This is a genomic window from Cupriavidus sp. 01T418 (assembly GCF_056398885.1).
In genome coordinates this window covers 147,536-169,419 of record NZ_JBFTQG010000005.1, presented here as the reverse complement: position 1 = coordinate 169,419, position 21,884 = coordinate 147,536, and the positions used below count along the sequence as shown (strand labels likewise).

Below are 21,884 nucleotides of genomic sequence, written 5' to 3'. Positions count from 1 at the left end.
ATGAACTTCGACCTGACCGAAGACCAGCGCGCCTTTGCGCAGAGCGCCCAGTCCATCTTCGCGGACTATTGCGGCGACGAGCAGCTGCGGGCCCACGATCTGGAAGGGGCGCCCTATATGCAGGCGCTGTGGCAGCAATGCATCGCCGGCGGCCTGCATGCGATCACGGTGCCGGAGACCGCCGGCGGGCTTGGCCTCGGCATGACCGAGCTGATGGCCGTCCTGGAACAGCAGGGCCGCGCGCTGGCGCTGGTGCCGCTGTGGGAGCACCAGCTCGGGCAGACCGCCATTGCCGCCTTCGCGCCGGCTGACGTATGCGAGCGGCTGCTGCCCGCGGCGCTGGCCGGAGAGGCCTTGCTGACCGTGTCGCTGGCCGGACTGCAGGACCCCGGGAGCGTGCCGCGCGTGCACGATGACGGCAACGGCCTGCGCGTGCAAGGGCGCGTCTGCGCGGTGCCGCTGGGCGCCCAGGCTACCCATGCGCTGGTGGTGGCCGAGCACGCGGGCGAGCAGGGCCTGTTGCTCGTGGCGCTGGGGCAGGCCGGGGTCGCGCGCACCGAAGGCGTCGCGCAACACCGCCTCGCCGTGGCCGACCTGCATTTCGACGGCCGTGCCGGTGCCGGCGTCTGGCTGGGCGAGCGCGGGCTGCGCTGGCTGGAGCCGCGCGCGATTGCGTGCCTGGCCGCGCTGCAGCTCGGGGTCTCCGCGCGGCAGATCGAGCGCACCGTCGAGTACGTCAGCGAGCGGCGCCAGTTCGAGCGCCCGATCGGCTCGTTCCAGCTGGTGGCCGGTGAAATGGCGGATTGCCAGATCGCGCTGGAGGCAATGCGCGGCCCGCTGTGGCAACTCGTCTACCGGCTCGACGCCGGCCAGGGCGCCTTGCCGCAGGCCTGGTCGACCCGTGCCCTGGCCTGCCAGGCCGGCCACCGCATCGGCCATATGGCGCAACACGTGCACGGCGGCATGGGCGTCGACGTGACCTTCCCGATTCATCGATTCCTGCTCTGGAGCCGGGCCCTGGGCCTGGCGCTGGGCGGGGCGGAATACAACCTGGCCCGGCTGGGCGACTGGCTGGCGGACAACGATACCCTGGGCTGGAAATATGACCTCGCAGAAGACCAGACAGTTTGACGAAGTCAGCGTCGGCGATACCCTGCCGCCGCTGTCGATTCCCATCACCGTGCCGCAGATCGTCGGCGGTGCGATTGCCACGCGCGACTTCTTCCCGGGGCATCACGACCAGGAAGCCGCGCGTGCGCTGGGCTCGCCCCATATCTTCATGAACATCCTCACCACCAACGGCCTGGTGCAGCGCTATGTCGAAGACTGGGCCGGCATCGACGGACTGGTGCGGTCCATCCGCATCCGCCTGGGCATGCCCAATTATCCCGGCGACACCATGGTGTTCAGCGGCGAGGTCAGCGACAGGCGCGCCGAAGACCGCACCGTGGAGGTGACGCTGAAGGGCAAGAACGGCATGGGCAACCATGTCACCGGCACGGTCCGCGTACAGCTGCCCTGAGCGCGCAGGCAAAGGAGAGATAGAGATGAGCGATACATTGTTGCCGGGGCGCGCGGCCATTGCCGGGCTGGGTGCCACCGAGTTTTCCAAGAATTCCGGCCGTACCGAACTGCGTCTTGCCATGGAGGCCACGCTGCAGGCGCTCGGCGATGCCGGGATCGATCCGCGCGAGGTAGACGGTTTCTGCTCGTATGCCGTGGACAAGGTGCCGGAATACGAGATCGCGCGGCTGCTTGGCGCGCGCAACGTGAAGTTCTTCTCGCAGATTCCGCATGGCGGCGGCGCTGCCTGCGCGCCGGTCATGCACGCCGCGATGGCGGTCGCCTGCGGGGTGGCGAAGACCGTGGTGGTCTACCGCGCCATGAACGAGCGTTCCTGGTACCGCTTCGGTTCCGGCAGCTACGGCTTTGCCGCCACGCCCATCTTCGACAACGTGAACTACGGCTGGTACATGCCGCATGGCTTTCATACGCCGGCAGCATGGGTCGGCATGTTCGCGCGCCGCTACATGCATGCCTATGGCGCGACCAGCGAGGATTTCGGCCGCGTCTCGGTTGCCGCGCGCGATTTCGCCGCGACCAATCCGGCAGCCTTTTTCCATGGCAAGCCGATCACGCTGGCGGACCACCAGGCCTCGCGCTGGATCTGCGAGCCGTTGCGCCTGCTTGACTGCTGCCAGGAGTCGGACGGGGCGGTGGCGATGGTCATTACCTCGGTCGAGCGCGCCGCCGACCTGAAACAGAAGCCGGTCGTCATCAAGGGCGCGGCGCAGGGCATCGCGCCGGGCCAGCAGAGCATGACCTCGTTCTATCGGGACGATATATCCGGCCTGCCGGAGATGGGCCTGGTGGCGCGGCAGCTGTGGGCGCAAAGCGGCCTGTCGCCCGCCGATATCCAGACCGCCGTCATCTACGACCACTTCACGCCGTTCGTGCTGCCCCAGCTCGAGGAATTCGGCTTCGTTGCGCGCGGCGAGGCGAAGGACTTCGTGCGGGCCGGCCATCATGCCCGTGGCGGCAAGCTGCCGATCAACACGCACGGTGGCCAGCTCGGCGAAGCTTATATCCATGGCATGAACGGGATTGCCGAAGCGGTGCGCCAGGTGCGAGGCACCGCCGTCAACCAGGTCGGGAACGCGCGCAATGTGCTGGTCACGGCCGGCACCGGCGTTCCGACCAGCGGCCTGATCCTCGGCCAGGCCTGACGGGATAACGCCATGTTTGCAGACCTGACAGCAGAACAGCATCGGTTGCGGCACCAGGTGCGTGACTACTTCAATGCCTTGATGACGCCCGAGCTGCGCCTGCGCATGCGCGGTGCGGAAAGCGGCGAGGACTATCGCCGCCTGGTGCGGCAGATGGGCCGTGACGGCTGGCTGGCGGTTGGCTGGCCGAAGGAATTCGGCGGGCAGGGCTATGCCGCCACCCACCAGCTGATCTTCTTCGAGGAAGCCAATATCGCCGGGGCGCCGCTGCCCTTCGTGACCATCAGCACGGTCGGGCCGGCGCTGATGCAGTACGGCACCGCGGCCCAGAAGGCGCGCTTCCTGCCCGGCATTGCCGCGGGCGAGATCGTCTTCGCGATCGGCTACTCGGAAGCGGGCGCCGGCTCCGACCTGGCCGCGCTCAAGACCCAGGCGCGCTTGCAGGACGGCCGTTTCGTCGTCAGCGGCAACAAGCTCTGGACCTCGGGCGTGGAGTCCGCGGACTACGTATGGCTGGCGGCCCGTACCGATCCCGAGCTGCCGCGCCACAAGGGGGTCTCGATCCTGATCGTCGACACCCGCTCGCCCGGTTTCTCCCACACCATCATCGAGACCCTGAGCAATCCGACCGCGGCCACCTATTACGACGACGTCGCGGTGCCGGCGGACATGCTGGTGGGCGAGCTGCACGGTGGCTGGCGGCTGATCACGGCCCAGCTCAACCACGAGCGGCTTGGGTTGGGATCCTGGTCGGACAAGGTGGTGGCTCAGTTCCGCCGGGTGTTCCTTTGGGCGCGCACCCCGGACGAACAGGGGCGGCGCGCCATCGACCGGCCCTGGGTGCGGCGCGCGCTGGCCGAATGCTATGCGCGGCTCGAGGCCATGCGGCTGATCAACTTCCGCATCGCGGCCCAGCTTGAGGCAGGCCATGTCGAAGTGGCGCTGGCGTCCATCACCAAGGTATTCGGCTCGGAGAGCGCCATTGAGGTGTTGCGGCTGCTGACCGAAGTGGTTGGCAGCAGCAGCCTGGTACGCGCGGGCTCGGCGGCGTCGCTGCTGCTGGGCGAACTCGAGTATGAGACGCGCGCTGCCACCACGCTGACCTTTGGCGGCGGCACCAATGAGATTCAGCGCGAGCTGATCGCGCAGTTCGGCCTGCGGATGCCGCGTCCGCTGCGCTGACCCGTGGCAAGAAGAATCGAAGATCCGAAGATCCGGTTATGGGACCCGACCAGATGAATCACAATGTGATCAGGAAACAAGACGCGCAACAAGACGCGCGCGAGGCGCCGGCCTGGCCGTCGCGCGAAGAGACCCAGCGTAAGCTCGACCGGCGCAGCGCCATCGCGCAGCGCCATCGCAGCGATGACAGCCGGGGTGTCGCCGAGCGTTTCCAGCAGAGCGTGCGGGACCATGCCGGGCGGGTCTGCCTGCGTTACGGCGACACCACCTTCACCTACGCCCAACTGAATGCGCTCGCCAACCGGGTCGCGCACGCGGCCCATGCCCAGGGCGTGCGCTGCGGGGATACGGTGGCGATCTGCATGGAGAACCGGCCGGCCTTCTTTATCCTGCATCTGGGGTTGGCCAAGACCGGCGCGACGGTTTCCTTCCTCAATACCAATCTGCCCGGCAAGCCCTTGCGGCATGCGCTGCAGGCCACCAGTGCCCGGCTGGTCGTGGTGGGCGAGGAGTGCCTGGCCAGTTTCGACAACCCGGAGTGCCGCGAGTTGGTGCCATGCTGGCTGTGGCCCGACGATGAACGGCCGGCCAGCGAGGCATTGCGCGCGCTGTGCGCGCTCGACCTGGCGGCGCTGGCCGACGCGGCCCCGGACCACGACCCGCCCGCTGCCTGGCGCGCCGGCCTGATGGCAGGGCAGGCGGCCGTGCATATCTTCACCTCCGGCACGACCGGGCTGCCCAAGGCCGCCGTGATCAGCCACCAGCGCTGGCTGGTCACCGGCGACGTGATGCAGGCCACCATGGACGTGCGGCCCGACGATGTCTTCTACTGCTTCCTGCCGCTCTACCACGGCGCGGCGGCATTGTCGGCAGCGGCCACCGCCTTTGCCGCCGGTGCCAGCCTGGTGCTGCGGCGCAAGTTCAGCAGGCGGGAATTCTGGAACGAGGTGCGCCGCTGCCGCATCACCATCTGCCAGTACGTGGGCGAGATCTGCCGCTACCTGTTGAGCGAATCGCCGCGTGCCGACGACCGCACCCACTCGCTGCGTGCACTGGTTGGTGCCGGCATGTCGACGGAGACCTGGGAGGCCTTTGTGCGGCGCTTCGGCGAGCTCGACATCTACGAAGGCTGGGGTGCCACGGAAGCCAATGTCAACACGATCAATGTGGATAACCGGGTCGGGTCGTGTGGCCGGGTACCGTTCTGGAACAAGACCAGCCTGCGCATCGTGCGCTATGACGTCGAGACCGATAGCCACCCGCGCGATGCCAACGGCTTCATGGTCCCCTGCGCCCCGGGCGAAGCGGGCGAGGCGCTCGGCATGATCGAGGATGGCAATGGCAACCTGATCAGCCGCTTCGATGGCTATACCTCGGCCGAGGCGACCGAGCGCAAGATCCTGCGCAATGTGCTGGGTCCCGGCGACAGCTGGTGGGCGTCGGGCGACCTGTTGCGCTACGACGAGGACGGCTATTGCTTTTTCGTTGACCGTATTGGCGACACCTTCCGCTGGAAGAGCGAGAACGTCTCCACCACGGAGGTGGCGGACAGCCTGGGCGATCTGCCGGGCCTGGAATCCATCACCGTCTATGGCGTGGCGGTGCCCGGCATGGAAGGACGCGCAGGCATGGCGGCGCTGGTGATGCAGCCTGACCGCGCCTTCGATCCGGGCGCCTTCTATGCGCTGGTCCGCGAACGCGTGCCGCGCTACGCGGCGCCGGTCTTCGTGCGCATTGCCGCCACCGCGGACCTGACTTCCACCTTCAAACTGCGCAAGGTCGACCTGCAACGCGAGGGCTACGACCCCGCGCTGGTGCGCGATCCGCTCTATGTACGCGACGAGCGCGCCAGCACCTACGTGCCGGTCTCGGCCGATGCAGTCCAACGCGCGCTCGGCGCCTGAGGAGAACGATCATGGCCGAAATCCAGGACAGGCCCAGACGCCCCGCGCGGCCCTCCGCACTGACCTACCCGCTGGCGCCGCCGGCGCCGGACGGCAGCGTGGTCGAGGTGGCACCGGGCATCGGCTGGGCCCGGATGCCCATGCCGATGGCGCTGGACCATATCAATGTCTATCTGCTGCGCGATGACGATGGCTGGTATCTGGTCGACACCGGGCTGAGCACGCCCACGACGCGGCAGCTATGGGAAAAAATCGCGCGCGAGCACCTGCAGGGCCTGCCGGTCAAGGCCGTGCTGTGCACGCACTTCCACTATGATCATGCCGGCCTTGCGCACTGGCTGTGTGAACGGTTCGCGGTGCCGCTGTACATGACGTATGGCGAGTACTACATGCTGCGGGCGACGTACAATCCCCTGCCCGATCCGCTGCCGGGGCCGCAACAGGCCTTCTACAGCCAGGCAGGGATGCCCGGGGATGCGCTCGGCGCGATGCTCGCCGCACTGCGTTCGGACCCCTTCCTGCCGGCGCAGCCGATGGCGTTCCGGCGCCTGCGCGGCGGCCAGGCATTGCGGATTGGCGGGCGCCACTGGCGCGTGGTGATCGGTGAAGGGCACTCGCCCGAGCATGCCTGCCTGTATTGCGAGGAGGACCGGATCCTGATTGCCGGGGACCAGCTGCTCCCGGGCATCAGTTCCAACATCCAGGTCACCAGCGTGGAGCCCGAGGAGAACCCGCTGCAACAATGGCTGGAGTCGCTAGGCCGGCTGGAGCAGCTGGCGCCCGATACGCTGGTGCTGCCGTCACATCAGTCCGTCTTCCGCGGCGTGCACCCGCGCGTGCAGGAATTGCGCGATCATCATGCCCGGCATCTGGCGAGACTGCGGGCGTTCATCAATCGCGAGGAAGGCTGCAATGCCTACGAGGCGATGAGGTGGATGTTTCCGCACGTCAGCCAGCCCATGGATACCCTGCTGGCACTTGGCGAGACGATTGCCCATTTGTCATGGCTGCGTCATGACGGCGATGTGATGCGTACGCTGGATGCCGGTGGCGTCTACCGCTTCATCGCGCCTTCCGCACAGGCAGCCGACGGCGCTGGCGAGGCGCTGCTGCACAGTTGAGCCAGAGCGATTTGAGCCAGAGCGATTCGAAAGGAAACCAAGGTGAACCAGATCGAACCCGAGATCGAGCTGTTCCGCGCGCAGACGCGGCAATGGCTTGAGGAGAACTGCCCGCACCCGATGCGTACCCCCATCGTCGCCGACGACATGGTATGGGGCGGGACGAACGTGTCCTTCGGCAGCGAAGACCAGCGCCTGTGGTTCGAGCGCATGCGCGATCGCGGCTGGTTTGCGCCGGACTGGCCGGCCGAATATGGCGGCGGCGGCCTCTCGGCGGCGCGCGCGCGCGTGCTGGCCGAGGAAATGGCGCGCCTCGGCTGCCGCCAGCCGCAGTACAACCTGGGCGTCTGGATGCTTGGCCCGGTGCTGCTCAAGTACGGCACCGAGGCCCAGAAGCGCCAGCACCTTATCCCGATGGCGCAGGGCAGGGTGCGCTGGTGCCAGGGATTCAGCGAACCGAACGCCGGCTCCGACCTCGCCAGCCTGAGGACCGCCGCGCGCCGGGAGGGCGATGCGTTTGTCGTCAACGGCGCCAAGATCTGGACCTCGTATGGCGACAAGTCCGACTGGATGTACGCGCTGGTGCGCACCGATCCCGCTGCGCGCAAGCAGGAAGGCATCAGCTTCCTGCTGATCGACATGCGCAGCCCCGGTGTGACGGTCAAGCCGATCGAGCTGATCAGCGGCAAGTCCAGCTTTTGCGAGGTCTTTTTCGACGATGTGCGCGTGCCTGCCGAGAACCTGGTGGGCGAGCTCAATGGCGGCTGGACCGTAGCCAAGGCGCTGTTGCAGCACGAGCGCGCCGCCATGTCGAAGTTCGCCGAGGGCGGCGTGCCGTCGCACGACGCGCTCGAGGTCGCGCTGCCGTTGCTGCGCGATGCGCAGGGCCAGATACGCGAGCCGGTCTGGCGCGACCGGCTGGCCGGCCTGTTGATGGAGGCACACGCCTTTGCCCTGACACACCGGCGCGTCGGCGAGATGGCGCTTGCCGGCGACGACGTGAGCGGACCAGCGTCGATCATGAAACTGGTGCAGACCGAACAGGAGGTGGCCAAGCAGGAACTGCTCAGCCAGCTGATGGGCCAGCGCGCGCTTGGCTGGGAAGGCGACGCATTCAGCGAACGCGAGCGCGACATCTGCCGGCTGTGGCTGCTGAGCAAGGCCGAGACCATCGCCGGCGGGTCCTCCGAAATCCAGTTGAACATCATTGCCAAGCGGGTGCTTGGGCTACCCGCCTGATCGGCCGCCGGAAGAGAAGCCATGACGATGCGATTGAATGAAGAACAGCGCCTGCTGCGCGACAGTGCCCAGGCGTTCCTGGCGGCCCGGGCGCCGGTGACCGCGCTGCGCCGCCTGCGCGACACCCGCGACCCGCTTGGCTACGACCCCGCGCTGTGGCGCGAGGTGGCCGCGATGGGCTGGACCGCCGCAGTGGTGCCCGAAGCCTGGGGCGGGCTGGATTTTGGCTACAAGGGACTTGGCGCGGTGTTCGAGCAGGCAGGGCGCACGCTGGCGGCGTTGCCGCTGTTGTCGTCCGTCGTGCTTGGGGCCGGCCTGCTGCTGGAGGCCGGCTCCGACGCGCAGCGTGCGGCCTGGCTGCCCGGCGTCGTCGGCGCGCAACGGCTGCTGGCCCTGGCGCTGGAGGAGCAGCCACGCCATGATCCGACCGGCATCGCCACGCAGGCGGTACGCGCCGGCGATGGCTGGGAGCTGAGCGGCGAGAAGTGGCTCGTGCTGGACGGCCATGTCGCCGACTGCCTGATCGTGGTCGCACGCAGCGCAGGCAAGCCGGGGGACGCTGACGGTATCAGCCTGTTCCTGGTCGACCCGCGCGCGCCGGGCGTCAGCGTGGAGCGAACCTGGATGGTGGATGCGCACAATGCGGCAAGGGTGCGGCTGGAGCGCGCGCGGGTCGGTGCGGACGCCGTGCTGGGCGAGCCGGGCATGGGTCACGCAGCGCTGGAAACGGTGCTCGACCGCGCCCGCATCTGCCTGGCCGCGGAAACACTCGGCGTGGTGCGCGAGGCGTTCGAGCGTACCTTGGCCTACCTGCAGCAGCGGGTCCAGTTCGATGTGCCGATCGGCTCGTTCCAGGCGCTGCAGCACCGCGCCGCGCGCCTCTATACGGCGATCGAGCTGGCGCAAAGCTGCGTGGCCGCCGCGCTCGACGCCATCGACCGTGGCGCCGCGGACCTGCCGTTGCTCGCCAGCCTGGCCAAGGCCAGCACGGCTGATCTCAGCGAAAAGGCGCTGAACGAGGCTGTGCAGATGCATGGCGGCATTGGCGTGACCGATGAGCTCGATCTCGGCCTGTTCCTCAAGCGTGGCAGGGTCCTGCAGCAGTGCCTGGGCGACGGCGTGTACCATCGGGCCCGCTATGCCACGCTGAAGGGGTTTTGATGCCGGATGTGCATCCGGGTCTTCCTTCGCGGCGCGCATCGGCGCAATCATTGACGAGGCGACAGACCTCAAGGGGACTAATGCAATGAGTCATATCACCGAGTTGCTGGTGCAGGGACGGGCGCAGCTGACCGCGCCCGGCGCACCGTTCGAACTGGCGCAGGCCCATGTGCGCGGGCGCGATGTCGCTGTCTTCCGCCACGCGGCGCGCACCTTGCCGGAATTCCTGGCGGCCGGACGGGCCCACGGCGACAAGCCGTTCATGGTCTACGAGGACCAGCGCTGGAGCTTCGCCCGCTTCTATGCCGCCGTCGACGCACTGGCCTGGCAGCTGCGCGAAAAGCTGGGGGTCCGGCGCGGCACGCGGGTTGCGATTGCCATGCGCAACCGTCCCGAGTGGGCCGTGGCCTTCACTGCCGTGGCGGCGCTCGGCGGCGTGCCGGCGCCGGTCAACAGCTTCGGCCTGCGCGACGAACTGGTGGCCGCGCTGGGGCTGGTGGACGCCGAGCTGCTGATCTGCGACCAGGACCGCCTGGCACGCGTGGAGGGCGACCTCCCGCGCCTCGGTTGCCGCGCGGTGCTGGTCGACGGCGAGCCCGGCCCGGACAGCGCGGTGCTGTCGCTGCGGGCGCTGCTCGACGGCGCCCCCGCGGATGTCGGTCCGGCCGCACCGGCCACGGAGGTTTCACCCGACGACGACGCCCTGATCCTGTTCACGTCGGGCGCCAACGCCCAGGCCAAGGGCGTGTTGTCGAGCCAGCGGGCGGTCTGCCAGGCGCTTTTCAATATCGACTACATCGGCGCGCTCGCCGCGCTGAGCTCGCCCGAACTCATCGCGGGGCTCATGGCCCGGGGTGTCGCGCCCGCTGCGCTGACGGTGGTGCCCCTGTTCCATGTCAGCGGGCTGCATGCGCAACTGCTGGCCAGCCTGCGCCACGGCCGCCGCGTGGTCTTCATGCCGCGCTGGGATCCGGCCGCGGCACTGAAGCTGATTGCGGCCGAGCGCATCACCCAGTTCAACGGCGCGCCATCGATGGTGATGCAGTTGCTGGCCGAGGCGGGTTTCGACGATCCCGCCCGGACCGGCAGCCTCGCGGGCATAGGCTTTGGTGGCGCAGGCCTGCCGCAGCGTGTGATCGACGACGTGCTCGGCAGGCGGCCCGATTGCATTGCCGGCGTCGGCTTCGGCCTCACCGAGACCAACGGCGTCGGCGCCGGGGTCTCGGGCGACGCCTTCCGCTTGCGCCCCAACAGCGCGGGCACCGTGTCACCGATCATCGAGTTGCGGGTCTGCGACTTCGACGGCAGCGAGTTGCCGCCAGGCGAGCGGGGCGAGATCTGGCTGCGCGGCGTGACCGTGATGAATGCGTACTGGCGCAACCCGCAAGGCACGGCCCAGGCCATGCACGATGGCTGGTTCCGCACCGGCGACGTCGGTTATGTCGACGCGGAAGGCTATCTCTTCGTGGTCGACCGGATCAAGGATGTGATCAACCGCAATGGCGAGAAGATCGCGGCCGCGGAGATCGAATCCTGCCTGCTGCAGCATGCCATGGTGCGTGACGCCGCCGTGTTTGCGCGGCCGGATCCCGATACCGGCGAGGCGGTGGTCGCGGTGGTGGTGGCCCGGCTTGATGGCGGCATCACCGCGGCTGAACTCCAGGCGCATGTGCGTGCGCATCTCGCCGCGTACAAGGTGCCCGCGCAGATCCACATGCGCAGCGAGCCGCTGCCGCGCAATCCGGCCGGCAAGCTGCTCAAGCCGGTGCTGAAGGCGCAATACCTGGCTGCTGGAGGATAGCGGTAGCCACATGCGGTGGCCGCCACAGGCCATCGCGCCACGCGCTTCCGTGCCGCCCGGGCGGGAGCGAACTCGGCGCTCGCTGAGTGCTCGCCATGCCCGGCCATGGCATGAGGCGTCATACGTATGACGCCGTTCACGTCGCCCCCAACGGGTAACGTCAGGGCAACGTCAGCCCTTCCCACTCCTGCATGACCCAACTGCCGGCGCCCCGGTGAGCCGGCGCATCGCATGGCATCGGCCAGTGCCTGCGCGACTTGCCTGGATCGGGTCTCTGCCTAGTCCCTACAGACGATGGATAGCGCTCGCCCTCGACCAACAATGCAGGCATCGCTGATGTACTCGTCGACGCCGCACGGATGACGGCGTGCGCGCAAGCGGCAGCGATCGAATCCAATTAGTGCGTAACCGCAAGGAGACTGTGATGCGTCGTACGATGTTGCACACCCCGCTGGCCATGGCGGCCCTGTTGATCACGATGTCAGGCCACGTGGTGGCCAAGGCGCCGCCCGCCGAAGTTGAAAAGCTTGGCAAGGAGCTGACCTGCGTGGGTGCGGAGAAGGCCGGCAACAAAGCGGGCACCATCCCCGAGTTCACCGGCAAGTGGCTGGGCACGCCGCCGGGCATCAGCTACCAGAACGGCACGGGCCAGCATCCGGTCGATCCCTATGCCAGCGAGAAACCGCTGTTCGTGATCACCGCCGAGAACCTGACGCAGTACGCCGACCAACTGTCGGACGGACAGAAGGCCATGTTCGCGAAGTACCCCAAGACCTTCCGCATGCCGGTCTATCCGGGGCATCGCGACTTCCGCTACGACGACTCGATCTGCGCCATCGCACGCAAGAATGCGCTCGAAGCCGAGCTGATCGACGACGGCATGGCGGTCAAGGGGAGCAAGGGCGCGGTCCCGTTCCCCATCCCGAAGAGCGGGCAGGAAGCGCTGATGAACAACCTGCTGCCCGCACGCGCCTGGACCGAGAAGGTCACGCGCGATACCGCCAACGTGAACCCGGATGGCAAGATCACCTGGGGCCGTGCGCTCAACATGAACCTGGACATGACCAACGATCCGGCGCAGCGCGGCCAGCCGCTGGAAGGGATCATGGCCTACAGCCAGAATCGCACGCTCAAGCCAGAGCGCGACAAGGGCGCGATCGCCAATTCGGCCGAACCGCTCAATTTCGCGCACAACAAGCGCCTGGCCTGGTCGTATGACCCGGGCACCCGCCGCGTGCGGCAACTGCCTGAGTATGGCTTCGACCAGCCGACCGCTGGCACCAGCGGCAAGATGACGATCGATTCCGACCGCCTCTTCAACGGCTCGCCGGAGCGCTACACGTTCAAGCTGATTGGCAAGCGCGAGATGTACATCCCGGCCAACGCCTACAAGATCCACGGCAATGAGGTGAAGTATGCGGACCTGGTCAAGCCCGGCCACGAAAACCCCGATTACATGCGCTATGAGCTGCGCCGGGTCTGGGTGGTGGAAGGCAAGCTCAAGGAAGGCTTCCGCCATGTCTACGGCCGGCGCGTGCTGTTCCTGGACGAGGACACCTGGCAGGCAGTGATGTCGGACTTCTACGATACCCGCGGCCAGCTCTGGCAGTTCGGACTGATCAACTACTACTACGCCTATGACATGAAGGCGTGGCAGGCAGGTTCGTCGTTCTACCACGATCTCAATTCCGGCTCCTACCTTGCGTACAACCTGTTCCAGGAGGCACCGCTGGGTCCGATCCTGAACAAGGGTGACCTGACGGCAAGCATGTTCACGCCGGAAGCGCTGCGATCCATCGGCAACTGAGCCTTCCGGGGAGGAGGAAACCATGAAAGAACGGCTGATAGCCGGTGCTGCCGCTACGGTAGCCGGATTTGCCCTGGCGAGTCCGGCCTATGCCGGCGATTCCATTGAGTTTGACAACGGGGTCAAGCTCGACTGGCGCCTGAGCACCACCTACACGGTGGGTGCGCGTGTGGAAGGGCAGTCCGGCCTGCTGACGGGGGCAAAGAACGCCGGCGCCAATGACGGGGACAATAACTTCAGGAAGGGCGCGCTGACCGCGAACCGGGTCAGCGCGCTGCTTGAAACGGCACTGAGCAAGGGGGACAGTGGCCTGGTGTTTTCCGGCAGCACCTTCTACGACAATGTCTACCACCGCGGCAACGACAATCCGGGCCCGGTCAACAAGGCAGGTTCGGTCGACTCGTTCACCGGCGACGCGCGTTATTACCATGGCGGGTATACGCGGCTGCTCGACCTGTATGGCTATACGTCATTCGACGTGGGCGATTCAAGCCGCGCCACGGTTCGCCTCGGGCAGCACGTGGTGAGCTGGGGCGAGGCCCTGTTCTTTCCCAGCATCTCGCTGGCACAGGGGCCGGCGGATGGCACCAAGACCGGCATCCCGGGCACCGAGACCAAGGACCAGCTGCTGCCCGAGGACCAGATCTCCGGCACGTTGCAGCTGACACCGAAATGGTCTGTGCTGGCGCATTACCAGTTCAATTTCCACGAGACCCTGGCACCGGCTCCGGGCTCCTATCTGAACAGCTCAGACGGCGTCGGCCCGGGCGGCGTCTGCCTGTCGCCCTACATCAACGGCAAATGCTCGTTCGGCTCGCGCCTGGGCGATATCCGTCCGCCCAACGCGCAGCAGTGGGGCGTGGGCACGCGCTATCGCATCACCAACGAGACCGAGCTGGGGCTGTACTACCTGAACTACCAGGACCGTACGCCCATCCCGGAGATCAATGCCTTTGCGCCGGGCGGGACCTACCAGATCCGCTATTTCGACAACATCAAGCTGACTGGCGCCACGTTCAGCACCACCTTCGGCCCGCTGACCATGGCGGGGGAGTTCTCGTACAAGCAAGGCGCGCCGGCGCTGGTCAACACCGTGGTGAATCCCGCCACGGGCGCCACCATCGCCAACCCGACCCGCGCCAACGTTGCCCAGCTCAACCTCAACACCTTCGCCAACCTCGGGCGCACGCCGTTGTCCGACCAGACCACGTTCCTCGCCGAGGTGGCCTGGGTCAACGTGGCGAACGTCGATGCGCGCAAGGCGCCTGGTGTCGATGCGCTCGGCAGCGCCGCCGCCTTCTTCCCGGCCAGCAACCAGCTCAGCTTCACCAACAACGGCGTGGCCGCATCCGCGACGCTGATCCTGGGCTACCCTGGCTTGTTCGGCGACTGGGACATGAGCGTACCCATCTCTTATGCCCAGCAGATTGCGGGACGCACGCTAACCGGGGGCGTGGGCGGGCAGGGTGACAAGCGCTTCAGTATCGGCGCCAACTTCACCTACCGCAGCAACTTCCAGATCGGGCTGACGTATCTGGGCTTCTTCGGGTCTCCGTCGCTGGATCTGGTGCATCAGCGGTTGCTGACGGACCGGGACCAGATCTCGTTGACGATGAAGTACGCGTTCTGACGGAAGGGCCTGGACGGTTCCTGCTGCCGGCAATGTACCTTCGAGCTTTCGCTCGAAGGTACATTGCCGGATTTTTTTAGTGGACCGCGCCGTCACTGTGCGGTCATGACTTAAATGGGTGCGGCATGCTGCACTACCTGGGGAGCTGGGCGCGAGCATGCCGGGTGGCTGCACTGGGCTGGCGCCCCAGCAATTGGCTTGACGCGAGCTGAATTTTGTGCCCCAATATCGGGGTACAATTTTGGTGGCCGCCATGCAAACCTTCACCATCCGCGAACTGCGCGAACGCTCCGGTGACCTCAGTCGCGAGGCTGAGGAGGGGCGGCTTGCGCTCGTCACCCGCCACGGGCAACCGCTGTTCGTCAGCGTGCCCTTCACAGACGAGCTGTTGCAGATGGGCGTCCACACGGCGCTGGCCGTCAACCTGTTCAAGAGCGGCGATATCACCTGCGCGCGCGCGGCCAAACTGGCACGGATGAGTCTGCCGCAGTTTCTGGCGCATCTAAGCGCACAAGGCATCGCCGTTGTAGATTACGATCCCGCTGAGCTGGTGCAGGAACTCGCCGCCTTCGATGCGGCGCAATGAGTCGGCCCGTCGTCGTTTCCGATTCCGGGCCGCTGATCGCGCTGGCCGGTTGTGGCCATCTGGAACTGCTCGTTGCCGTTTTCGATGCCATTCATGTCCCGCAGGCAGTGTTGGACGAAACCACGACGGATCGGTCGCGTCGAGGCGCCACCGATATCGTTGCCTTCGTGCAGACCCATGCACAGGTGCATCCCAATCGCAATGATGCCATCTACGCCGCAACAGCCAGTTACCTCGACGAAGGCGAAGCGCAGGCGCTGAGCTTGGCGCACGCGCTGGGGTGCGGCGTGTTGATAGATGAACGCCGTGGCCGCCAGACCGCTGCCCGCCAGGGAGTGCAGTTATTCGGCGTGTTGGGTGTGCTGCTGCAAGCCAAGCGCATCGGCAAGATTGAGCGCATCGCTCCGGCGCTGGATCGGATGCAGGCGAACGGATACCGCATTTCCCAGGCGCTCTTTGCCCAGGCTATGAAGCTCGCGGGGGAACCAAGCTAAATTCTCAGACGGACAAATTGCCGAAATCGCGCCTCAAAGCCCGAATCGGGAATGCCCATTGCGTTGACATTGACCCTGCCAATGTTAGCGAGCCAAATTCACTTCGAACATCGACGGGCACAACAAAGGCGACATCTTCGTTCAGGGCCGTGGATCGAACTCATGCTGCGTCGGGCCGCGCAAGCGCTAGCGAGGCCACCCTGGCGGAAGCCCAGGCCACGGCGCTGACACCGGCGCCGGAGGGCGAAGGGCGGTGACCGTCCCTTCTGCGCCCTTCGGGCGCTCCGGGGCAAAAGACTGAACATTGTGCCGAAGCGGTCGTTCGCGCCCTTCGGCAAGTTGTGAAAACAAGGCCCGTCCCGGAGCTAGAATCGTGAATCGACCAGATGATCTGGCTATGCCTGCGTCGTTAGTAGAATTTTCGTGCGTTACGGTAACTCGTCGACCTAGGGTCCCACAAAGCCTTTGAAGGATTCCCGCTGCCAGGACGTGCATGTCTGGGTTTGTCGCGCACTAGGTCAGTATCGTGGAGGACCACTCAGGCTGAGGAAAGGTTGGATGGATTTGCTGTAGCCATGTTGAATGCCGGACGAGAAGAAACCACCGCAGTCCGACTTCCTGATGCAAGGCCCGCATTCCGTCGCATACTCGTTCTTCCAGTCAGAGATGGACTTGACGTAGGAGGGCTCGACGTCACGATTCACAAGGCACAGCGGATGGTTATACACGGATGTCCTTAGGCCATATCCAATAGCAAATTGACCGAAAGGCCGAAAGGCGAGTTTCAGCCATTTGTCGAGGCCGGGCGAACGTCGCTTCCTGGCCGACAGCGGTCGTGCGCTGTCCGGGGCTTCTGGACCATACCTCTGGAGCAGCCGCGCCCCCATCGGGCTGCAAGGCAATCCAGCCAATGCCGGATTTCTAGTCCAGCAAAAGCGCACGTAGTCCAGCTGATTCCAATTCCCTACAGAGCGCAAGGAAAACCTGCAGGCGCCGGGCGGCAGGGAGTGCGCGGCGCCTTTTGATTTTCAGATACCAGCCACTATAATGACAGTTATCATATATTTTCTAACATAACAGCTATTTAAATGCTCTTTAAGCTGGCAACCCCCCAGGAAGTCGCGGGCGAACTCGGACAGCGCCTGCGGACACGTCGTCTGTCCCTCAATCAGTCACAGTCGGAGACGGCCGCGCGGGCCGGTGTTTCGCTTGGCGCGCTGCGCAATCTCGAGCGGACCGGGCTCGTTACCGTCGAGGTCCTGCTGCGCGTGGCCACCACTCTGGGGGTCATCCAGCAGCTCGAGCCGGTGTTCGTCACCCGCCCGGCCAGTATCGAACAGATGGAAGCCGCCAGCCACTTGCGCCGCCGCGCCGGCCGCAAAAAAGGATGATGCATGAAGAGGCTTACCGTGATGTACGCCGGCTGGGGCGAACGCTTCCCGCTGGCGCAGCTGGCCGACGACGGACGCGATCTGCTGTTTCAGTACACCCCGGAGGCACTGGCCCGCGGGCTCGAACTGTCGCCCTACAACCTCCAGCTCTCCCGCGAGGCGTATCGCGATTTTCCGCAGCACCAGCAACGCCTGCCGGGCCTCGTGAGCGACGCGCTGCCGGACGGCTGGGGCCTGTTGATGATGGACCGGCTCTTTCGCAAAAACGGCATCGATATCGCCACCGTTTCGCCGCTCGACCGGCTCGCCTTCATCGGGGAGCATGCGATGGGCGCGCTGGCATTCGAGCCGCCGTCCCCGCAGGCGCTTGAGAAACGCGACGTCGATCTGCTCCAGGTCGCCAACAGCGTGCGCAGCGTCCTGTCCGGCGACGGCGAGGACATGCTGCGCGACCTCGCGCTGATGGGCGGCTCCCCGCAAGGCGCCCGCCCGAAGGTCCGCGTGAACCTCGATCGGACCAGCGGCATCGCCTCGCGAGCGGAAGATGGACCGGGCACGCCGTGGCTCGTCAAGTTCCCCGGGCAGAACGAGGACCCGGAGGTCTGCGCGATCGAACACGTCTATGCGGACATGGCCCGGCGGGCCGGCATCCCGATGCCGGCGACGCACTTCTTCGCCCTCGCCAAGGACCTGACCGCGTTCGGCATCGAACGCTTCGACCGCGAAGACGGCATGCGCGTCCCGGTGCATACGGTTTCCGGTCTGGCGCAAGCCGACTTCCGGCACCCGGCACTCGACTACCTGTCCGTGCTCAGGCTCACGCGTTTCCTGACGGCCGACGAGCGCGAAGTCCTCGACATGTACCGGCGCTGCGTGTTCAACGTGGTCTTCCACAACCGGGACGACCACTCGAAAAACCTGTCGTTCCTGATGCGTCGCGATGGCAGGTGGTGTGTCGCGCCGGGATACGACCTCACGTTCAACGAGGGGCCGGACGGCTACCACCAGATGGACGTCTGCGGCGAAGCACTGCGAATCGAGCGATCGCACCTGATCGATCTGGCGTCGAAGGCCGGTCTTAAAAAGGACGAAGCCGTGGCGGTCCTCGACCAGGTGTGCGAGGCTGCGGAATATTTCCCGCACGCCGCGCAGAGCATGCCGATCAAGCTCTCGACCTGGAGCCGCATCGGCGCGAAGGTCGCGCACTCGCGCAAGCTGGTCGGCACGCAGGCGTAAGCCGCTAGCTTCGTTGCCTGCCCTATTCTGCTGTTTCCGATAAGACAAAGCCTCGCCGGCGTCCGAAGAACGCCGGCGAGGTTCCCGCGATGTTGTCAGCGCAACCCGGACGGCACGGCCTCCGGCAAACGCACCTCGCGTTTCGCGCGCACATCCAGCCAGCAGGCCAGGGCGGGCAGCAGGAAGATCGCTCCCAGCACATTGACCAGGAACATGAACGCCAGCAGCACACCCATATCCGCCTGGAACTTGAGTGCCGACAGCGCCCAGGTGCCGACCCCGATCGACATGGTCAGCGCCGTAAACACCGCGGCGGTGCCGCGCTGGCGCATGGCTTCGAAGAACGCCTCGCGCAGGTTCGCGCCATTGTGTTCGATTTCATGCTGCAGCCGCTCATAGAGGTAGATGCCGTAGTCGACGCCCACCCCGACGCCAAGCGCGATCACCGGGAGGGTGGCCACCTTCAGGCCGATGCCGAGCAGTGCCATCAGCGCATTGCAGAGGATGGACACGACGGTCAGCGGCACGATGATGCAGAGCACCGCCTTCCAGGAGCGGAAAGTCAGCAGGCACAGCAGCGAAATGGCGCCGAAGATGGAGGCCAGCATCTGGATCTCGGCATGCTCGACGGCTTCGTTGGTCGCCGCTGCCACGCCGCCGTTGCCGCCGCCGAGGCGGAAGGTGACGTTGGGCGTATGCTCCTGGGCAATAAAGCGCTGCACTTCGCTGACCACGTGCTTGAGCGTGGCGCCCTGGTGATCCTTCAGGAAGACCACCAGGTTGAGCGTGGCGCAGCCCTCGTCATTGAGGCCCAGGTCCGGGTTGGCGGCATGGGCGCCGGTGCGCAGCGCCGCCTCGGAGCGAGGCAGGCCGCCCCAGCGCGGGTTGCCCTCGTTATTGCCCGCCACCGCCCGCCTGGCCAGCCCGGCAACGGTCGCGACCGAGCGCACGCCATCCACGCCGCGCATGAACAGGTCGAAGCGCTCGACCGCGTTCATCACCGGCCAGTTCAGGCAGGCCTCGTCGAGATTGCTGGTCTCCGCGTAGACCGAGAGCGTGTCCATGCCGATCGAGTACTGGCTGGCGATCTGGGCATTGTCGCGGTTGTAGCGCGAATCCGCGCGCAGCTCCGGCGCGCCGGCGCCGATATCGCCGGTTTGCAGGTGGCGTGAGAAATGCACGCCTGCCGCCAGCAGTCCGAGCGCGACCGCGATGGTGACAAGCCCGGCACCGGGCTCGGCGAGCGCCGAGAGCTTCCACCATTTCCCGGTCCGCGCCGCCTGCGCCGCCGGCGGGCGGCCGGACGCCGCGGCCTTGCGGGACACCAGCGAAAGCGCGATCGGCAGCATCACCTTGTTGGTGACGATCATCAGCATCACGCCAAGGCAGGCAGTCATCCCGAGTTCATGCACGATCGGGATATCGATCAGCATGATCACCATGAAACCCAGCGCATTGGTGAGCAACGCCAGCGTGCCGGGAATCGCCAGCTTGCGGAAGGCCTGCCCGGCGGCCTGCTGCGGCGTCATGCCGGCGGCCACATCCCGCTTCCAGGCATTGGTCATCTGCACCGCATGCGAGACGCCAATCGAGAAGATCAGGAACGGCACCAGCACCGACATGGGATCGATGCCGTAGCCCAGCAACGACAGGATGCCAAGCAGCCACACTACGGGCAGCAGCGCCACCAGCAGCGCCACCACGGTCAGGCGCAGCGAGCGCGAATAGCCCCACAGCATCAGGGCGGTCACGCCGAACGCGATCAGGAAGAAGGTCATCACCGTGGTCATGCCCTGCATCACATCCCCGACCACCTTGGCAAAGCCGACGATATTGATCTCGATATCAGGGCTGGCGAAGCGCGCACGGATCTCGTCCAGCCTGCGCGCCACCGCGCCATAGTCAAGCTTGTTGCCGGTCTGCGGATCGACTTCCAGCAGGTCGGCCCGCACCATGGCGGCTTTCAGGTCGTTCGACACCAGGTTGCCGATCTGGCCGGACTTGCCGATATTGCTGCGCACCTGCGCAAGCCCGTTGGCGTCGGCGGTGAAGCGCGAGGGAATGACCACCTCGCCGACAAACCCGTTCTCGGTCACCTCGACGTATTTGACGTTGGGCGTAAACAGCGAATAAACCTGGGCACGGTTGACCCCGGGCGTGAAGAAGACTTCGTCGGTGACGGCATGCAGGACCCGGAGGAATTCGGCGTTGTAGATGTCGCCCTTGCCCTTCCAGCGGACATTGACCAGCACCCGGTTGGCGCCGGAGAAACTATCGCTGTGCTTGAGGAACGCGCTCATGTACGCATGCCGCAGCGGGATCAGCTTGTTGAACCCGGCGTCGAAGCGGGTGCGGGTGGCCGCATAGCCGAGCGCCAGGGTCAGGGCGAGCAGCAGCAGCCCGATCGGCATGCGCCAGCGGATCAGCCCCTGGGCGCAGGCGGCGATCAGGCGCTCCAGGCGGGTACGCGGCTTGGTGGAGAGGTCAAGGCTCATTGAGAGGCTCCGGAAGCAGGCCGGCCGGCGCCGGCGGTATTGACGAACTGCGCGGATTTCTGCGTCAGGCCGATGTCGCTGGCGAGCAGCCAGCCGCCAGGGGTGCGCAGCAGGTCGGTGAAGGTGGCGCGGGCGCCGCCGCGGGCCACGGTGAAGTGCTGGCCATCGTCCGCGCTGTCGAACACCATGCCGTTCTGGCCGGCCAGCAGCAGGTGTCCCTCAGGCGTGCGGGCACTGCCGAACAGCGAAGCCCTTGCCGGCAGCGGCACCTCCGTCCACTGGCCGGCGCTGCCACCATCCGCGGTGCTGCGGTAGACATGGCCGCGCATGCCATAGACCAGCCAGCCGTCGTGGTCGAGCGCAACCGCGCCATAGAAGGAACCGTCATAGAAAGGCGGCGTCGTGCGCCAGGTCTCTGCGCCATCGTCGGAGCGCAGCACCAGCCCGCGCTCGCCGACGATCAGCCAGTGGCGCCCGTCGGGGGCGCCGACGATGCGGTTAAGGTGGCGGTCTTCCACACCGGGCAGCGATACCTTGCGCCAGTGACGGCCGTCGTCGTCGGAACGCATCACGCGGCCGAAGGCCCCGACCGCCAGCCATTGGCCGGCGGGCAGGCGCGCCACGCTCATCAGCGGCTCCCCGCCGTCGGCGTCGAATGCCGCCTCCTGCCAGGTGGCGCCGCCATCCTCGCTGCGCAGGATCCAGCCTTCGTGCCCGACGGCGATGCCGGTGCGGTTGCCGGCGAAGACGACCTGCGTGATCAACGCATGGCGTTGGGCCGGCATGCCGGCGTCGCGCCAGTGCGCGCCCTGGTCGGCGGAGTAGAGGAGGTGGCCCGCCTCGCCGCCAGCCACCAGTCCCTCGGCCGAACGCGCCAGCGTATTGATGTGCATGCGTTCCACCGCGATGCGGCTGGGTTGCAGCGGCGGCGTGCCGCGCGGTGAAAAGGCATAAGCCGCGGCGGCTGCTGTCACGGCCGTCACGGCCAGGCCGACCAGTATTCGCATTGTCTGTCTCCTTCTGTCGAGCTGCGGCCGGAGGCCTTCGCTCACATTGTCTTGATCGCATTCTTTCCGACTGGCGCGCGAGAACATCGTCCGAAAGGGTTATG

At 66.4% G+C, this 21,884-nt stretch carries 17 protein-coding genes; 15 read left to right on the top strand and 2 right to left on the bottom strand.

What is annotated here, in order from left to right:
• The 15 genes from AC1DQ3_RS08210 (at position 1) to AC1DQ3_RS08140 (ending at position 18,278) form a co-directional block, all read left to right on the top strand.
• Positions 1-1,131, top strand: a complete 1,131-nt coding sequence (locus tag AC1DQ3_RS08210) for an acyl-CoA dehydrogenase family protein (protein ID WP_477119681.1) — start codon at positions 1-3, stop codon at positions 1,129-1,131.
• Positions 1,103-1,522, top strand: coding sequence for a MaoC family dehydratase (locus AC1DQ3_RS08205; protein ID WP_477119680.1), 420 nt, complete (start codon positions 1,103-1,105; stop codon positions 1,520-1,522). Before AC1DQ3_RS08210 ends, AC1DQ3_RS08205 begins: the two co-directional genes overlap by 29 nt.
• Before the next feature lie 25 nt (positions 1,523-1,547).
• Positions 1,548-2,726, top strand: a complete 1,179-nt coding sequence (locus AC1DQ3_RS08200) for a lipid-transfer protein (protein WP_477119679.1) — start codon at positions 1,548-1,550, stop codon at positions 2,724-2,726.
• Positions 2,727-2,738: 12 nt separating this feature from the next.
• Positions 2,739-3,908 (top strand): acyl-CoA dehydrogenase family protein, encoded by a 1,170-nt coding sequence (locus AC1DQ3_RS08195; protein ID WP_477119678.1) that lies wholly within the window; start codon positions 2,739-2,741, stop codon positions 3,906-3,908.
• Between the two features lie 65 nt (positions 3,909-3,973).
• Positions 3,974-5,812 carry a long-chain-acyl-CoA synthetase gene (locus AC1DQ3_RS08190; RefSeq protein WP_477119677.1) on the top strand — a complete coding sequence of 613 codons (1,839 nt, stop codon included), beginning with the start codon at positions 3,974-3,976 and terminating at the stop codon, positions 5,810-5,812.
• Positions 5,813-5,823: 11 nt separating this feature from the next.
• On the top strand, positions 5,824-6,933 hold the full coding sequence (locus tag AC1DQ3_RS08185; RefSeq protein WP_477119676.1) for an MBL fold metallo-hydrolase: 1,110 nt from the start codon (positions 5,824-5,826) through the stop codon (positions 6,931-6,933).
• Between the two features lie 42 nt (positions 6,934-6,975).
• Positions 6,976-8,172, top strand: coding sequence for an acyl-CoA dehydrogenase family protein (locus tag AC1DQ3_RS08180; RefSeq protein WP_477119675.1), 1,197 nt, complete (start codon positions 6,976-6,978; stop codon positions 8,170-8,172).
• 21 nt (positions 8,173-8,193) lie between these two features.
• Positions 8,194-9,333 carry an acyl-CoA dehydrogenase family protein gene (locus AC1DQ3_RS08175; RefSeq protein WP_477119674.1) on the top strand — a complete coding sequence of 380 codons (1,140 nt, stop codon included), beginning with the start codon at positions 8,194-8,196 and terminating at the stop codon, positions 9,331-9,333.
• 85 nt (positions 9,334-9,418) lie between these two features.
• Complete coding sequence (locus tag AC1DQ3_RS08170; RefSeq protein WP_477119673.1) at positions 9,419-11,134, top strand: class I adenylate-forming enzyme family protein; 1,716 nt, start codon at positions 9,419-9,421, stop codon at positions 11,132-11,134.
• A gap of 424 nt (positions 11,135-11,558) precedes the next feature.
• Positions 11,559-12,941, top strand: a complete 1,383-nt coding sequence (locus AC1DQ3_RS08165) for a DUF1329 domain-containing protein (RefSeq protein WP_477119672.1) — start codon at positions 11,559-11,561, stop codon at positions 12,939-12,941.
• A 22-nt stretch (positions 12,942-12,963) separates the two neighbouring features.
• Positions 12,964-14,571, top strand: a complete 1,608-nt coding sequence (locus tag AC1DQ3_RS08160; protein WP_477119671.1) for a DUF1302 domain-containing protein — start codon at positions 12,964-12,966, stop codon at positions 14,569-14,571.
• A gap of 253 nt (positions 14,572-14,824) precedes the next feature.
• Entirely contained in the window at positions 14,825-15,157 is a 333-nt protein-coding gene (locus tag AC1DQ3_RS08155; RefSeq protein ID WP_477119670.1) for a UPF0175 family protein, read from the top strand.
• Complete coding sequence (locus AC1DQ3_RS08150) at positions 15,154-15,651, top strand: PIN domain-containing protein (protein ID WP_477119669.1); 498 nt, start codon at positions 15,154-15,156, stop codon at positions 15,649-15,651. Before AC1DQ3_RS08155 ends, AC1DQ3_RS08150 begins: the two co-directional genes overlap by 4 nt.
• Positions 15,652-16,739: 1,088 nt before the next feature.
• Complete coding sequence (locus AC1DQ3_RS08145) at positions 16,740-17,042, top strand: helix-turn-helix domain-containing protein (protein WP_477119668.1); 303 nt, start codon at positions 16,740-16,742, stop codon at positions 17,040-17,042.
• Between the two features lie 3 nt (positions 17,043-17,045).
• Complete coding sequence (locus AC1DQ3_RS08140) at positions 17,046-18,278, top strand: type II toxin-antitoxin system HipA family toxin (RefSeq protein WP_477119667.1); 1,233 nt, start codon at positions 17,046-17,048, stop codon at positions 18,276-18,278.
• A gap of 95 nt (positions 18,279-18,373) precedes the next feature.
• Here the strand turns inward: AC1DQ3_RS08140 and AC1DQ3_RS08135 are convergent, their stop codons facing one another.
• Together AC1DQ3_RS08135 and AC1DQ3_RS08130 are read right to left on the bottom strand one after the other, a co-directional pair.
• Positions 18,374-20,773 carry an efflux RND transporter permease subunit gene (locus AC1DQ3_RS08135; RefSeq protein WP_477119666.1) on the bottom strand — a complete coding sequence of 800 codons (2,400 nt, stop codon included), beginning with the start codon at positions 20,771-20,773 and terminating at the stop codon, positions 18,374-18,376.
• Complete coding sequence (locus AC1DQ3_RS08130; protein ID WP_477119665.1) at positions 20,770-21,780, bottom strand: WD40/YVTN/BNR-like repeat-containing protein; 1,011 nt, start codon at positions 21,778-21,780, stop codon at positions 20,770-20,772. Before AC1DQ3_RS08130 ends, AC1DQ3_RS08135 begins: the two co-directional genes overlap by 4 nt.
• Positions 21,781-21,884: the final 104 nt, after the last annotated feature.